This is a genomic window from Micromonospora sp. NBRC 110037, assembly GCF_001652995.1.
Lineage (GTDB): Bacteria > Actinomycetota > Actinomycetes > Mycobacteriales > Micromonosporaceae > Micromonospora > Micromonospora chalcea.
On record NZ_BBVA01000011.1, the window covers coordinates 49,305 to 64,231 of the forward strand.

Below are 14,927 nucleotides of genomic sequence, written 5' to 3' on the forward strand. Positions count from 1 at the left end.
CTCCTTGGTCGACTGCGAGAGGTGGGTCAGTTCCGGCGCAGGACCGCCAGGAACATGGCGTCGGTGCCGTGACGGTGCGGCCACAGCTGCACCGTGGGGCCGTCCCCCAGGCCCGGCATGCCGGCCGGCAGCAGCGGCCGCGCGTCGACGAAATCGACGCCGAGGCCGCAGCGCCGGGCCGCCTCGGTCACCGTCACGTGCGTCTCCACCACGTGCGGCGAACACGTCACGTACGCGACCAGGCCACCCGGCCGGGCCGCCCGCAACGCGGCGGTCAGCAGCTCACGCTGCAACCGGGTCAGCGGCGGCAGGTCCGACGGCTGGCGACGCCATCGCGCCTCCGGCCGGCGGCGCAGCGCGCCCAGCCCGGTGCACGGCGCGTCGACGAGCACCCGGTCGAAGTGCCCCTCCGGCAGCTTCGGGTCGCTGCCCACGCTGCGCCCGTCGGTGTTCAGCACGGTCACCGGCAGCCCACGGGTGGCCTGCTCCACCAGCCGCGCCCGGTGCTCGGCCACCTCGACCGCCGTCAGCCGCGCGCCCCGCGTCGCGGCCAGCGCGCCGAGCAGACCGGACTTGCCGCCCGGACCGGCGCACAGATCCAGCCACCGGCCGTCCGGGCCGTCCAGCGGCGCCGCCGCCAGCGCGTCCGCCACCAGCTGGGAGCCCTCGTCCTGCACGTGCGCGCGGCCGTCGGCCACCGCCGCCAGGTCGCCCGGCGCGCCGCCGGGCAGATAGACCGCGTACGGCGAGAACGCGCCGGGCGCGCCGCCCACCTCGTCGGCCAGCGCCACCGGGTCGGCCAGGCCCGGCCGGGCGCACAGGTGCACCGGCGGGCGCTCGTTGTCCTCGATGAGCAGCCGGGTCGTCTCGCCCATGTCGCCGCCGAGCGCCTCGGCGAACGACCGCACGATCCACTGCGGATGGCTGTACGCCAGCGCGAGGTGCCCGACCGGGTCGGTCTCCTGCGCCGGGGCGAGCTTGGCCACCCAGGCGTCGGCGTCCCGGCTGGTGATCTCCCGCAGCACCGCGTTGGCGAACCCGGTCGCGCCCGGCCCCACCGACCGGACCAGGTCCACGGTGGACGACACCGCGGCGTGCGCGGGCACCCGCATGTGCAGGATCTGGTACGCCCCGAGCCGCAGCGCGTCGCGCACCGGCGGGTCGATGCGCTGCACGTCCCGCCCGGCCGCGTCGGTCACGATCGCGTCGAGCGTGCCGGTGTGCCGCAGCGTGCCGTAGGTCAGCTCGGTGGCGAACGCGGCGTCCCGGCCGGTCAGCCCCGCCTCGCGCAGCATCGCCGGGAGCACCAGGTTGGCGTACGCGTCGTCGCGGTGCACCGCCGCGATCGCCTCGTAGGCGACCTGCCGGGGCAGGTCCACGGCCGGACGGGCCGGACGCCCGCCCCGCCGGTCGCCACCGAACCGGTCCCCGCCGCGCCGGTCGCCGCCGGGCCGGTCGGAGCGCTGCCGGTCGGAACGCTGCCGGTCGCCGAACCGCTCCTCGCCGCGCCGGTCACCGGCGCGCTGGCGGTCGCCGTACCCCCGCTGACGCTCGCCCTCGACGGGCCGGTCCGGACGCGACGGCCCCGTCACGCGAACACCTCGCCGGCGGTGACCCGGGCGCCGCGCGCCCAGTCGCCGGCGGGCATGGCCTTCTTGCCTGCGGCGCGCACCTCGCCGAGGCGCACCGGCGTGGTGGCGGTGCCGACGAGCACACCGGACTTCGTCACGTGCAGCTCCCCCGGCTTCAGCTCCGGGCCGTCGGCCACCGGCGTGACCGGACCGAGCTTGACCCGGTCGTCGCGGAACGTCGTCCACGGGCCGGGCGCGGGCGTGCAGGCGCGGACGCGCCGGTCCACCGCGAACGCGGGGTCGCCCCAGCGGACCCGGGCGTCCTCCACCGTCAGCTTCGGGGCGAGCGAGACGCCGTCGACCGGCTGCGGCACGGCGCGGGCGGTGCCGGCGCCGATCGCGTCGAGCACCGCGACCAGCAGCCCGGCGCCGGAGTGCGCGAGCCGCTCCAGCAGGTCGCCGGAGGTGTCGGCGGGGCGGATCTCGTCGGTGACCGTGCCGTAGACCGGGCCGGTGTCCAGCCCCTCCTCCAGCTCGAAGACGCTGGCCCCGGTCACCTCGTCGCCGTGCAGCACGGCGTGCTGGACCGGCGCGGCGCCGCGCCAGGCGGGCAGCAGCGAGAAGTGCAGGTTGATCCAGCCGTGCCGGGGGATCTCCAGCGCCACCGGCGGCACCAGCGCGCCGTAGGCGACCACCGGTACGCAGTCCGGCGCCAGCTCGCGCAGCCGGTCGAGGAACTCCGGCTCGCGCGGGCGGGCCGGGGTGAGCACCTCGACGCCGTGCGCGTCGGCCCACGCCCCGACGGGCGAGCGGACCAGCCCCCGGCCGCGCCCGGCCGGGGCGTCGGGGCGGGTGACCACGGCGAGCAGCTCGTGCCCGGAGGCGGCGATCGCGTCCAGGGCCGGTACGGCGACGGCCGGCGTGCCGGCGAAGACCAGGCGCATCCGGGTCACCGCCCCAGGCCGAACGGGTTGCCGGCGGCGTGCGGGCTGAGCTTGACCGTGGGCGGGGCGGCCTGGTCGTACCACTCGGCCTGCCGGATCGCCTTCATGGCCTCCTTGCGGCCGGCCGGGTCGAGCCGGTCGACGAAGAGCACGCCGTCGAGGTGGTCGGTCTCGTGCTGCACGCAGCGGGCCATCAGGCCGGTGCCGACGATCTGCAACGGGTCGCCGTAGCCGTTGAAGCCCTTGGCGATCACGTTCTGCCGGCGCTTGGTGTCGAAGTAGAGCCCGGGGATGGACAGGCAGCCCTCCGGGCCGTCCTGCTCCTCTTCGTCGGGGAACTCCAGCACCGGGTTGACCAGGTGGCCGAGGACGTCGTCGACGTCGAAGGTGAACACCCGCAGGCCCACCCCGAGCTGCGGCGCGGCGAGGCCGGCGCCGCTCTGCTCGCGCATCGTGTCGGTCAGGTCGGCGATCAGCTTGCGCAGCTCGGCGTCGAAGTCGACGACCGGGTCGGCCGGCGTGCGCAGCACCGGATCGCCGAACAGACGGATGGGCTGGACGGTCACTCGGCGTGGCTCCTTGTCTGGGTCGAACGATGCGCGTCCAGTCTACGGAGTCGGCCCGGCCGCCCCGGGTGGCGTACCGGGAACGGTGACCGGGGACGCCTCCCGGCCGACGCGCACCGGCAGCGTGGCGTGACCACGAAGCGTGAGCCGGACGCGCCGCTCGGGCCGGCCCGCCACGGCGAGGCCGGGCAGCCGGCGCAGCAGCAGCGGGAACGCCACCTGCGCCTCCAGCCGGGCCAGCGCCGCGCCGAGGCAGTAGTGCGGCCCGGCGCCGAAGGACAGCGGGTGGACCTGCGGACGCCACGGGTCGAAGCGCGCCGGCTCCGGATAGCGGCGCGGATCACGGTTGGCCGCGCCGAGCATCACGATCACCCAGCTCTCCGGCGGCAGATCGACGTCGCCGTACCGGGCCGGCGCGGTGCTCATCCGGGACGTGAGCTGCACCGGCGAGTCGTAGCGCAGCAGCTCGTCGACGTACCCGGGGGCGAACTCCGGGTGCTCGGCCAGCGTCGCCGCCGCGCGCGGGTGCTCCAGCAGCGCCACCAGGCCGTTGCCGAGCAGGTTGGTGGTGGTCTCGAAGCCGGCCACCAGCAGCACGATCAGGTTGGCCAGCAACTCGTCGCCGGAGAGCCGGTCACCGCCGTCGTGCGCCTGCACCAGCGCGCTGGTCAGGTCGTCGGCCGGCGCCCGGCGGCGCGCCGCCACCAGCTCGGTGAAGTAGGCGCGCAACTCGCTCGCGCCCCGGTCGGCCACCGCCAGCTCCTCTTCGGTGATCTCCGGTTCCAGCACGCCGGTCAGGTCGGTGGCCCAGCGCCGGAACAACGGCCGGTCCGCCGCCGGCACGCCGAGCAGCGCGCAGATCACCCCGACCGGCAGCGGGTACGCGAACCCGGCCATGAAGTCGACCGGCCCCTCGGCGGCGAGCATCGCGTCGACCAGCTCGTCGGCCTGCGCCCGCACCACGTCGTGCATGGCGGCGATCCGGCGCGGGGTGAACGCGCCCGCCGCCAGCCGCCGCATCCGGCTGTGGTCGGGCGGGTTGGTGCGCAGCATCGACCGGGAGATCGACAGAATCGCCGGGCTCTCCCGCCAGCCGGGCATGAACTGGTCGCGCAGCGCGTCGTCCAGCACCCCGAACCGGGCGTCGCGCAGGATCGCGTCGGCCTCGGCGTACCCGGTGACCACGAAGAAGACCGGGCCGGCCTGGACCACCGGGCCGTGCGCGCGCAGCAGCTCGTACGTCGGGTAGGGGTCGACACGACCCTCGGGGGACATCAGCAGCGCGAGCGCGTCGGCAGGATCCACGGTCCGCCTCCCCAGGCGTCGGAGACCCCCATCATGCTCCGCGCCGCCCGAGGGTGGTCAACCCGTCACGGCGAGACGGCGGTGTCCACCGCGGTCAGGCGCCCGCGCCCGGCTCCCCGGCCAGCACCGGGCCGCCGTCGAGCAGCGCGTGCTCGGGCAGCGGCAGCGTGATGCCGTGGGCGTCCTCCCAGTCGTGGATCAGCCCCGGCCGGGCCTGCGTGGTGAAGAAGTCGACGGCGCTCATCCCGCCGACCACCGGCTCGTCCACCTCGGCGACCAGCCGGGCGGGGACCATCGGCAGGCCGGCGCGCACCGCCGAGCTGAGCCGCCGGTGCCCGTCGACGACGAAGAAGTACTCGCCGGTGTAGCCGATGCTCAGCGGCTCCGGCTCCTCACCGCTCTCGGCCAGCTCGGCGGCGAGGTCGGCGTCCCACAGGCCCCGCAGCGCGGACACGTCCTCGGTGGGGTAGACCCGGGTCGGGTCGAGCAGCAGCAGCGGCTGACCGGCGCGCAGCACGTCCGCGCCGAGGCGGCCCTCGTAGACGTCGATGACGTGCTGGATGACCTGCTCCGGGTTGGCCCGGGTGGTGTCGCAGATCAGGTCGTAGTTGCGCAGGCGGGCCTTGTCGACCCCGTAGCGGACGATGAACCGGCCCCGCTCGCTCTCGCTGCGCTCGCGCAGCTTGGTCCGCGCCTCCTCCAGCGAGGTGTAGCTCTCGGCCGGGCCGGACGGGCGGGCCAGCACGCGCCGGGCCGCCTCGGTCGGCTCGGTGATCATGTGCACCTTGAGCGCGTCGGTGAAGAAGTGCCAGGCCAGGCGGGAGTCCATGACCAGCGACTCGCCGGAGGCGGCGATGTCGCGCTGGAGCTGGTCGACGTAGCCGTCGACCGCCTGGTCCAGCTCGGCGTGCAGGTTGAGCTGCAGAGCGGTCATCTCCCGCTCCTGGGCCATCTGGCGGTAGAGGTCGCCGACGCTGACCCGGCGCAGCCCCAGCCGCTTGGCGATCTCGACGGACACGGTGCTCTTGCCACTGCCGAGGTCACCGTTGAAGACGATCGACTGACGAACGGTCACGACTGGTCCACCCCTGCTCACCGGCTGACTGACGACATCGAGTGTCGGCCCGACGTGCTCTGGCACCCGCCGCGCCGCGTCCCGCGCGGGGAAACCGCGCGGCTGGGCATGACGGGCGATGCTATCACCGCCCGCTACCCAATTGCCGGACCAGGTGTGCGGCAAACCCCAGCTCACGACCGTGCGCGAGGGACCGCGTGCGCAGTGTCACGCGGCGGCGGCCGGTCAGAACAGCACGAGCGGATCGACCTGCAGGCGTACCGGATCGGCCGCCTTGCGGGCGCTGCGCTGGCCGGCGGCGGCGTGCAGCGCCTCGGCCAGCGCGGCGGCCCGGGACCGGGGCACCCGCACGAGCATCCGCTCCCGGCCCTCGTCGGCCGGCACCGGCCCCAGCACCTCGGCGCCGTCCGGCAGCCGGGCGCCGTCCAGCAGGTCGCTGACCGCCTCGGCGACGCCGGTGACGCTCGCCATCCGCACCGCCGGGGGGAAGCCCAGCTCGCGCCGCTCGGCCAGCTCGCGGGCGGCGAACCAGGCGGAGTCCCAGCGCAGCAACGCCTGCACCGGCGCGAGCGCGCCGTCCGCGACCACCACCACCCGCCCGCCGGCCGTACCGGGCCGGGCCAGCGCGGCGGCGGCCATCCACCGCCGCAGCGCCTCCTCACCGGCCCGCAGGTCGGCCCGGGTCAGCAGCGCCCACGAGTCGAGCAGCAACACCGCGCCGTAGCCGCCGTCGGCCACCGGCTCGGCGCCCGGCGTGGCGATCACCAGCCCGGCCCCGCCCGGCACCGTGGCGAGCACCTCCTCCCGCCCCGAGGTGCGCACCGGCACGCCCGGGAACGCCCGGCCCAGCTCCTCGGCCGTGCGCCGGGCGCCGGTGACCGAGGCGCGCAGCCGCCGCCCACCGCAGTCCGGGCAGGCGTACGCGGCGGCCACCCGGCCGCACCAGCGGCAGGCGGGCGTGCCCTGCGCCGAGGGCAGCGCGAGCGGCCCGGCGCAGTGCGGGCAGCGGGCCGGGGTCCGGCAGTCGGCGCAGGCCACCGACGGCACGTAACCCCGGCGCGGCACCTGCACCAGCACCGGCAGGTCCGCGCGCAGCGCGTCCCGGGCGCTGGTCCAGGCCAGGCTCGGCAGCCGCGCCGAGGCCGCGCCGGGATCGCGGGCCAGTTGCGGGTCGTCGCCGGTGGGCGCCATGGCCGGGGTACGCGCGCGCACCACCGCCCGGTCGGCCACCACCTCCCGGGCCCAGGACGTCTCCACCAGCAGCTGCGCCTCGGCGCTGCGGGCGTACCCGCCGACCAGGGCGGCGGCGTCGCCGAGCTGCGCCCGGGTGAGCAGCACGTCCCGGGCGTGCGGGTAGGGCGCGCGGGGCTCGGCGTGCAGGTCGTCGCCGTCGTCCCAGATCGCCACCAGGCCGAGCCGCTCCACCGGGGCGAACATGGCCGCCCGGGTGCCGATCACCACTGCCACGTCGCCGCGTCGGGCCGCCAGGAACGCCCGGTAGCGGCGGGCCGGGCCGTCGGCGGCGGTGAGGCGCACGTGCCGCCCCGCGCCGAGCACGGCGGTCAGGGCGGCGTCGAGCCGGTCCAGGTCACGGGCGTCGGCCACCACGACCACTGCGCCCCGGCCACCGGCCACGGTGGCGGCCACCGCGTCGGCGTACCGGTCGGCCCAGTCCTCCCCCGGCAGCGCCGACCAGACCGCGCGGGCGGGCCGGCCGTCGGTGAGCGCCCGCAGCAGCGCCGACCCGGCCGGGTAGTCCCGCCAGCCGCGCGGGTCCACCTCCGCCCGGCCACCCGGCCTGGCGTCCGCGTCCGCGGGCGCGTCGGGGTCGGCGGGCGCGTCCGCGTCGGCGGTGACGGCCTTCTCGGCGCGGGCGTGCCGGGGCGGCACCGCCAGCCTCAGCACGTCGGCGAGGCTGCCCGCGTACCGGTCGGCGACCGCGCGGGCCAGCCGGGCCACCTCCGGGGAGAGCACCGGCACCGGCGAGACGACCTTCTCCAGGTACGCCAGTTTCGGGTGCGCGGAGGACTCGGCGCGCTCCAGCAGCCAGCCGTCGACCAGCTGCCCGGCGAAGCGCACCTTCACCCGTACCCCCGGTTGCGCCTCGGCGTCGAGCGCCTCCGGCACCAGGTAGTCGAACGGGCGGTCCAGGTGCGGCAGGGGCACGTCCACGCAGACGCGCGCGACCGGCGACCCCTGCGCGGGTCGCCGGTCGCGGCGCGTGGCGGCGGTCAGGCTCCCGCGGCCGACTTGAGGTCGGCGGCCCGGTCGGTGCCCTCCCAGGTCAGGTCCGGCAGCTCCCGGCCGAAGTGGCCGTACGCGGCGGTCTGCTGGTAGATCGGGCGGAGCAGGTGCAGGTCCCGGATGATGGCGGCCGGGCGCAGGTCGAACACCTCGGCGACGGCCTTCTCGATCGAGGCGACCGGCACCGTCTCGGTGCCGAACGTCTCGATGAACAGGCTCACCGGGTGGGCCTTGCCGATCGCGTACGCGACCTGCGCCTCGCACCGCTCGGCCAGCCCGGCGGCGACCACGTTCTTGGCCACCCAGCGCATCGCGTACGCGGCCGAGCGGTCGACCTTCGAGGGGTCCTTGCCGGAGAACGCGCCGCCGCCGTGGCGCGCGTACCCGCCGTAGGTGTCCACGATGATCTTCCGGCCGGTCAGGCCGGCGTCACCCATCGGGCCGCCGATCTCGAAGCGCCCGGTCGGGTTGACCAGCAGCCGGTAGCCCTCGGTCTCCAGGCCGAGGCCCTCCAGCTCCGGGGTGATGACGTGGTCCCGGATGTCCGGGGTGAGCAGCGACTCCAGCGAGATGTCGGCCGCGTGCTGGCTGGACACGACGACGGTGTTGAGCCGGACCGGGCGCAGCCCGTCGTACTCGATGGTCACCTGGGTCTTGCCGTCCGGCCGCAGGTAGGGGATGGTGCCGTCCTTGCGGACCGTGGCGAGCCGGCGCGCCAGCCGGTGCGCCAGCGCGATCGGCAGCGGCATCAGCTCGGGCGTCTCGGAGCAGGCGAAGCCGAACATCATGCCCTGGTCACCGGCGCCCTGCGCGTCCAGCGCGCTCTCCGACCCGCCGGTACGCAGCTCGAAGGCGTTGTCGACGCCCTGGGCGATGTCCGGCGACTGGGCGCCGATGGACACGCTGACGCCGCAGGACGCGCCGTCGAAGCCCTTCTTCGACGAGTCGTAGCCGATGCCGAGGATGGTCTCCCGGACGATGGTGGGGATGTCGGCGTACGCCTTCGTGGTCACCTCACCGGCCACGTGCACCTGACCGGTGGTGATCAGCGTCTCCACCGCGACCCGGCTGTGCGGGTCCTGGGCGAGCAGCGCGTCGAGAATGCCGTCACTGATCTGGTCGGCGATCTTGTCCGGGTGGCCCTCCGTGACCGATTCGGACGTGAAGAGACGTGTCACGGCACTCCTAAGCATGTGAAGACTTTTAAAGGTCGCTCGGCGGCAGTTTAGCCATCCTCGTTCCGCCGCGACCCCCTGAACGCGGGCCGACCAACCGTCAGGAACGTGACGGCAACCGCGGACAGACGAGGTCCCAGACGGCGTCGGCCAGGGCCTCCTTGGGCTGCTCGGCCAGCCGGTGCACGGCGCCGTCGGCGCCGATCACGGTGGCCGCGTTGGTGTCGGCGCCGAAGACCTTGTCCACGCCGACCTCGTTGACGACGATCATGTCGGCTCCCTTGCGGGCCAGTTTGGCCCGGCCGTTGGCCTCCGCGTCGTCGGTCTCCGCGGCGAAGATCACCAGCACCTGGCCGGGGCGGCGGACGCGACCCAGCTCGGCGGCGATGTCCGGGTTGGTGACCAGCTCGATGGTCGGCGCGACACCGTCGTCCGACTTCTTGATCTTCCCGGTGGCGTAGCTGGCCGGGCGGAAGTCGGCGGGCGCGGCGGCCATCACCACGGCGTCCGCGTCGGCGGCCGCCGCCAGCGTCGCCGTGCGCAGCTCCTCGGTGGTGCCCACCCGGACCAGGTCCACCCCGGCCGGGTCGGGCAGCGCCACGTTCGCCGCGACCAGCGTCACCCGGGCGCCCCGGGCCACAGCGGCGCGGGCGAACGCGTACCCCTGCTTGCCGGAGGACCGGTTGCCCAGGAACCGGACCGGGTCCAGCGGCTCGCGGGTGCCCCCGGCGGTGACCACCACGTGCCGGCCGGCCAGGTCGGCCTCGGCCTCGACGCCGCGGGCCAGGGCCCGGCGGGCCACCGCGAAGATCTCCGCCGGGTCGGGCAGCCGGCCCTTGCCGGTGTCCCGCCCGGTGAGCCGCCCCACGGCCGGCTCGATCACCCGGACGCCGCGCGAGCGCAGCGTGGCCACGTTCGCCACGGTCGCCGGGTGCTCCCACATCTCGGTGTGCATGGCCGGCGCCAGCAGCACCGGGCAGCGCGCGGTCAGCAGCGTGTTGGTCAGCAGGTCGTCGGCGAGGCCGTGGGCGGCCTTGGCGAGCAGGTCAGCGGTGGCCGGGGCGACCACGACCAGGTCGGCGTGCTGCCCGAGCCGCACGTGCGGCACCTCGTGCACGTCGGACCAGACGTCGTCGGCCACCGGCTGGCCGGACAGGGCCGCCCAGGTCGGCGCCCCGACGAAACGGAGCGCCGAGGCGGTCGGCACCACCCGGACCCGGTGACCCGACTCGGTGAAGAGCCGGAGCAGCTCACACGCCTTGTAGGCGGCGATGCCGCCGCCGACCCCGAGGACGATCTCGGCGGGCATCGGCGCGGGCGCGGTTACGGCTGGTCGGTCGGCTCAGCGGTGAGCAGGCCCGCGTTGATCTCGCGCATGGCGATGGAGAGCGGCTTCTCCTGCGGGGTGGTCTCCACCAGCGGGCCGACGTACTCCAGCAGGCCCTCACCGAGCTGGCTGTAGTAGGCGTTGACCTGACGGGCGCGCTTGGCGGCGAAGATGACCAGCGCGTACTTCGAGGTGGTCTTCTCGAGCAGCTCGTCGATCGGCGGGTTGGTGATGCCCTCGGGGTTGGTGGCGATGGATCCCACGAATTAAACCTCTGCGTCTCGTGCGCCGCCCGCGGGCGGTCGGGCCGGAGCCAGGAAGGACGAACCGAGCAATCCTACCAGCTCCGCCGCGGCGCGCTCGGTGTGGTCGTGTGCCACGGCGTGGGCGAAGAGGGCCGCGACGTCCGGGTCGGCCCGGTACGCCGGCGGCGCGAGCAGCACCAGCCGGGCGCCGGGCGCCGCCGCCCGTACCGCGAGCGCGCCGCCCAGGTCCAGCGGCAGCAGCACCGGCCGGCCCGCGGCGAGCCGCGCCCGTACCTCGGCCCGGGGCACCCCCCGGCGGTACGGCCCGATCCGGCACCACTCCAGCAGTTCCCCGGCGGCGATCAGCTGGTCGAAGGCGGGCGCGTCGAGGAAGACGCGGTCCACGCCGTCCCGCTCGTCGGGGCGCGGCGGCCGGGTGGTGGCGACCACCGGCACCCAGACAGACGCAAGGCGCGCCCGGACCGCCTCGACCACACTGCTCCGGCCGGCCCCGGAGGGACCGGACAGGACAGTGAGCCGAGCCGCCGAGCGCGCCTCGTCATCCGTGCTCACCGCTTGTTTCTACACGGCGGGCCGTTCAGTTCGCGGCGAACTCCCCGAGCAGAGCCTTGCGCTGCTGCTCGCCGAGGCCGCGCAGGCGACGGCTGTCCGCGATCTTGAGCTTCTCCATGATCTGGGTGGCCCGGATCTTGCCGATGCCCGGCATCGCCTGGAGCACGGCCGAAACCTTCAGCTTGCCCACGACGTCGTCGGACTCGGCCCGCTCGAGGACGGTGGCGAGGGTGGTCTTGCCCTGCTTGAGCTGCTCCTTCAGCTCAGCGCGGGCCTTGCGGATCTCCGCGGCCTTCTCCAGCGCGGCAGCGCGCTGTTCGGGGGTCAGTGACGGGAGCGGCACCAGTTCTCCTCAGGTCCCTAGTACGGCGGGCGGAGCGCCCCACCGCATCTGTGAAACGTGGTGTCGCTGGCAACCAAAGGGGTCCGTGGTTCCCAGCGCGGGGAAAACTAGCGGTCAACGGAGATTTCGGCAACGTGGGCGCGCGATGATCAACGGAAAGTGACCGAGCCGTCAGTCAGCCTACGGCGTCCAGGGCGCTCCGGCACTCGGCCAGCGCCCGCTCGGCGGCGGCGCGCAGAGCGTCCGGGTCCGGTCCCGCGCCGAGCACCTCCCGGGAGTACGACGGGAGCACCGACGGCAGCGCGGCGCCGAAGACGGTGCGCAACCCGGCGGGCGTGCCGCCCTGCGCGCCCAGGCCCGGAGCGAGCAGCGGACCGTTCACCGAGCCGAGGTCGTGACCGGTCTCGCCGACCGTCGCGCCGACCACCAGACCGAAGCTTCCGAGCGGCTCCGCACCCCGGTTGAGCTGGGAAATCTCGTCGATCACGGTCTGCGCGACGGTGCGCCCGTCGGCCCCGACGGCACGCTGCACGGAGGCGCCCTCCGGGTTCGAGGTGAGGGCCAGGACGAAGACCCCGCCACCGTGCTCGGCTGCGGTGGAGAACATCGGCGCGAGTGAACCTACTCCCAGGTAGGGGCTCGCGGTCACCGCATCGACATACATCGGGCTGGATGGATCGAGGTACGCCGACGCGTACGCGGCCACCGTCGAGCCGATGTCGCCGCGCTTCACGTCAAGCAGAACGAGCGCTCCCAGATCTCGCAACTGTCGGATAGTTGACTCAAGCACCCCGACGCCGCGCGAGCCGAAGCGCTCGAAGAACGCCGACTGCGGCTTGACCACGGCCACCCGGTCCCCGATCGCCTCCACCACGGTGCGGCAGAACCGGTCGAGTCCGTCGACGTCGTCGGTCAGCCCCCAGCCGGCCAGCAACCCGGGGTGCGGATCGATCCCCACGCACAGCGGCCCTCGCTCCGCCACGGCCCGGTGCAATCGGGCGCCGAACGTCTCCATCGCGTCTCTCCTCTCCCCGCGGCCCCGGGCCGCCTGGGCGTGTCCGGCGACGGCCTTCCCGTCGCGCCCTGTCGAACTCGGCCGGGCTCAGCCGGCCTTCACCGCCGCGGCCACCCCGGCCGCGATCCGCGCCACGTCCGCGGCGTCGCAGACGTACGGCGGCATGGTGTAGACGAGATCCCGGAACGGGCGCAGCCACACCCCCTGCGCCACCGCGGCGGCGGTCGCCCGGGGCAGGTCCACCTCGTGGTCGAGCTGCACCACCCCGATCGCGCCGAGCACCCGTACGTCGGCCACGCCGGGCGCGCCGCGCAACGGCGCCAGGCCGGCCCGCAGGCCCTCGGCGATCCCCGCCACCCGGCCGGCCCAGTCCCCGGCCCGCAGAAGCTCCAGGGAGGCGTTGGCGACCGCGCAGGCGAGCGGGTTGCCCATGAACGTCGGTCCGTGCGCCAGCACCCCGTCGGCGGAGATCGCCCGTGCCACCTCGGGCGTGCAGAGCGCCGCGGCCAGCGTCAGGTACCCGCCGGTGAGCGCCTTGCCGACGCAGAGCACGTCCGGGGCCACCCCGGCGTGCTCGGCGGCGAACATCCTCCCGGTCCGGCCGAAGCCGGTGGCGATCTCGTCGAAGACCAGCAGGATGCCGTGCTTCCGGGTCACCTCGCGCAGCACACGCAGATAGTGCGGGTGGTGGAACCGCATCCCGCCGGCGCCCTGGACCACCGGCTCGACGATCACCGCGGCCAGCTCGTCGGCGTGCCGCTCCACGGCGTCCACCAGAGCCGCCTCGTACGCCGGGTCGGGCGGCGCGTCGAAGCCGGACGGCGGCGCCGGCGCGAACACCTGCCGGGGCAGCACGTCGCCCCAGAGGTGGTGCATGCCGCCCTCCGGGTCGCAGACGCTCATCGGGTGGAACGTGTCACCGTGGTAGCCGCCCCGCCAGGTGCCCAGCCGGCGGCGCTGCGGGCGTCCCCGCGCCCGCTGGTACTGCAGGCACATCTTCACCGCGACCTCGACGCTCACCGAGCCGGAGTCGGCCAGGAAGACGTGTTCCAGGCCGTCCGGGGTCAGCTCGACGAGCGTGCGCGCCAGGCGTACCGCCGGCTCGTGGGTGAGCCCGCCGAACATCACGTGGCTCATCCGCCCGAGCTGGCCGGTCACCGCGGCGTCGAGCGCCGGGTGCCGGTAGCCGTGGATCGCCGCCCACCACGACGACATGCCGTCGACCAGCTCCCGCCCGTCCGCCAGCCGCAGCCGCACCCCTTGCGCGCTGTCCACGACGTACGGCGCGCCGGCGGAGGGCATCGCGGCGTACGGATGCCACACGTGCCGCCGGTCCGCGTCCAGAATCTCCTCAGGCGTCACGTCTCCTCCTTCACCCCTCCCCGCCGCCCCCTCTCTTCCCCCGCGATCTTGCGGTTGCTGCCCCTGCCGCGCCCGGAATGAGGGGGTGTGCCGGGGCCGCGAGTGCAAGATCGCGAGGAAGAGAGGGGTGGGTCAGGGGTGGGTGGTCCGGGTTATGGCTCTCGTCAGGGCGGGGCCGCGGTAGATGAAGCCGGTGTAGAGCTGGACCAGGGACGCGCCGGCGTCGAACATGCGCGTCGCGTCGTCCGGGTCGAGGATGCCGCCGACGCCGATCACCGGCAGCCGCCCGCCGGTCTCCCGGTGCACGAAGGCGACCATCTCCCGGGCCCGCACGGTGAGCGGCCGGCCGGACAGGCCGCCCGTCTCCGCGCCGCGCGCCCGGTCGGCCGGGGCCAGCCCGTCCCGGGCGAGCGTGGTGTTGGTGGCGATGACCCCGGCGGCGCCCCGGTCGAGGCAGACCTCCAGCAGCTCGGCCACGGCCGGCTCGGTGAGGTCCGGGGCGATCTTCACCAGCACCGGCTTCTCCCCCACCAGCGCGGCCAGCAGCGCGTCCAGGTGGGACCGGTCCTGAAGCGAGCGCAGCCCCGGGGTGTTCGGTGAGGACACGTTCACGGCGAAGTAGTCACCGTGTCCCTTGAGCGCCCGGTAGGAGTCGAGATAGTCCTCGACCGCCTGATCCAACGGGGTCACCTTGGACTTGCCGAGCGAGATGCCCAGCGGTACGCCGAGCGGGCGCGGCAACGCCGCCAGCCGGTCGGCGAGGGCCGCCGCGCCCGCGTTGTTGAAGCCCATCCGGTTGATCACCGCTTCGCTGTCGCGCAGCCGGAACAGCCGGGGCCGGGGATTGCCCGGCTGGGCGTGCGCGGTCACGGTGCCGACCTCGACGAAGCCGAAGCCCAGCGCCGGCCAGGCGGGCAACGCGAGTCCGTTCTTGTCCATCCCGGCGGCCAGCCCGACCGGGTTGGGGAAGCGCACCCCGAACACGGTGCGCGGCGCGGACCGGAAGTACGCCCGTCGCAGCGCCGCGAGAACGGCCGGCTGCCGCGACACCGCCGCGAGCCGTTCCAGGGTCCACTCGTGCGCCCCCTCGGCGTCCCCGCCCGCGAGCGAGAACAGCCGGGGCCGCACCACCTTCTCGAAGATCACGCCCCGGCCCCCCGCCCGCTCTCCCCGTTGATCATG

The 14,927-nt window shown here is 75.0% G+C and carries 14 protein-coding genes; all 14 read right to left on the reverse strand.

The annotated features are described in order from the left end of the window. Window positions 1-26: 26 nt before the first annotated feature. The 14 genes from A4R25_RS26850 to A4R25_RS26915 all read right to left on the reverse strand — a co-directional run bounded on the left by A4R25_RS26850 (window position 27) and on the right by A4R25_RS26915 (window position 14,891). Window positions 27-1,592, reverse strand: coding sequence for an RsmB/NOP family class I SAM-dependent RNA methyltransferase (locus A4R25_RS26850; RefSeq protein WP_064448500.1), 1,566 nt, complete (start codon window positions 1,590-1,592; stop codon window positions 27-29). Next, on the reverse strand, window positions 1,589-2,515 hold the full coding sequence (gene fmt, locus A4R25_RS26855; RefSeq protein WP_064448545.1) for a methionyl-tRNA formyltransferase: 927 nt from the start codon (window positions 2,513-2,515) through the stop codon (window positions 1,589-1,591). The genes A4R25_RS26850 and fmt overlap by 4 nt, the downstream gene beginning before the upstream one ends. A gap of 5 nt (window positions 2,516-2,520) precedes the next feature. Next, on the reverse strand, window positions 2,521-3,081 hold the full coding sequence (gene def, locus A4R25_RS26860; protein ID WP_043324943.1) for a peptide deformylase: 561 nt from the start codon (window positions 3,079-3,081) through the stop codon (window positions 2,521-2,523). Window positions 3,082-3,123: 42 nt separating this feature from the next. Further along, entirely contained in the window at window positions 3,124-4,386 is a 1,263-nt protein-coding gene (locus A4R25_RS26865; protein ID WP_064448501.1) for a cytochrome P450, read from the reverse strand. Between the two features lie 94 nt (window positions 4,387-4,480). Beyond that, window positions 4,481-5,461: an AAA family ATPase gene (locus tag A4R25_RS26870; RefSeq protein ID WP_064448502.1), complete on the reverse strand. Its 981-nt coding sequence runs from the start codon at window positions 5,459-5,461 to the stop codon at window positions 4,481-4,483. 225 nt (window positions 5,462-5,686) lie between these two features. Next, window positions 5,687-7,633, reverse strand: a complete 1,947-nt coding sequence (locus A4R25_RS26875; RefSeq protein WP_064448503.1) for a primosomal protein N' — start codon at window positions 7,631-7,633, stop codon at window positions 5,687-5,689. 59 nt (window positions 7,634-7,692) lie between these two features. Then, complete coding sequence (metK, locus tag A4R25_RS26880; protein ID WP_223201130.1) at window positions 7,693-8,883, reverse strand: methionine adenosyltransferase; 1,191 nt, start codon at window positions 8,881-8,883, stop codon at window positions 7,693-7,695. 97 nt (window positions 8,884-8,980) lie between these two features. Then, window positions 8,981-10,189, reverse strand: coding sequence for a bifunctional phosphopantothenoylcysteine decarboxylase/phosphopantothenate--cysteine ligase CoaBC (gene coaBC / locus A4R25_RS26885; RefSeq protein WP_064448504.1), 1,209 nt, complete (start codon window positions 10,187-10,189; stop codon window positions 8,981-8,983). Window positions 10,190-10,203: 14 nt separating this feature from the next. Beyond that, window positions 10,204-10,470 (reverse strand): DNA-directed RNA polymerase subunit omega, encoded by a 267-nt coding sequence (rpoZ, locus tag A4R25_RS26890; RefSeq protein WP_013285517.1) that lies wholly within the window; start codon window positions 10,468-10,470, stop codon window positions 10,204-10,206. A gap of 3 nt (window positions 10,471-10,473) precedes the next feature. Then, window positions 10,474-11,025 carry a guanylate kinase gene (locus A4R25_RS26895; protein WP_064448505.1) on the reverse strand — a complete coding sequence of 184 codons (552 nt, stop codon included), beginning with the start codon at window positions 11,023-11,025 and terminating at the stop codon, window positions 10,474-10,476. 25 nt (window positions 11,026-11,050) lie between these two features. Then, entirely contained in the window at window positions 11,051-11,368 is a 318-nt protein-coding gene (gene mihF, locus A4R25_RS26900) for an integration host factor, actinobacterial type (RefSeq protein WP_013285515.1), read from the reverse strand. Between the two features lie 175 nt (window positions 11,369-11,543). Further along, complete coding sequence (gene pyrF, locus A4R25_RS26905; RefSeq protein ID WP_064448506.1) at window positions 11,544-12,383, reverse strand: orotidine-5'-phosphate decarboxylase; 840 nt, start codon at window positions 12,381-12,383, stop codon at window positions 11,544-11,546. Window positions 12,384-12,470: 87 nt separating this feature from the next. Further along, window positions 12,471-13,745, reverse strand: a complete 1,275-nt coding sequence (locus A4R25_RS26910) for an adenosylmethionine--8-amino-7-oxononanoate transaminase (protein WP_064448507.1) — start codon at window positions 13,743-13,745, stop codon at window positions 12,471-12,473. 132 nt (window positions 13,746-13,877) lie between these two features. Beyond that, window positions 13,878-14,891, reverse strand: a complete 1,014-nt coding sequence (locus A4R25_RS26915; protein ID WP_043324949.1) for a quinone-dependent dihydroorotate dehydrogenase — start codon at window positions 14,889-14,891, stop codon at window positions 13,878-13,880. Between the last annotated feature and the right edge of the window lie 36 nt (window positions 14,892-14,927).

Bases quoted from the DNA above. Each gene is read 5' to 3' on its own strand.
- fmt (WP_064448545.1), bottom strand. From the start codon at position 2,515: ATGCGCCTGGTCTTCGCCGGCACGCCGGCCGTCGCCGTACCGGCCCTG.
- coaBC (WP_064448504.1), bottom strand. From the start codon at position 10,189: ATGCCCGCCGAGATCGTCCTCGGGGTCGGCGGCGGCATCGCCGCCTAC.
- pyrF (WP_064448506.1), bottom strand. From the start codon at position 12,383: ATGGAGACGTTCGGCGCCCGATTGCACCGGGCCGTGGCGGAGCGAGGG.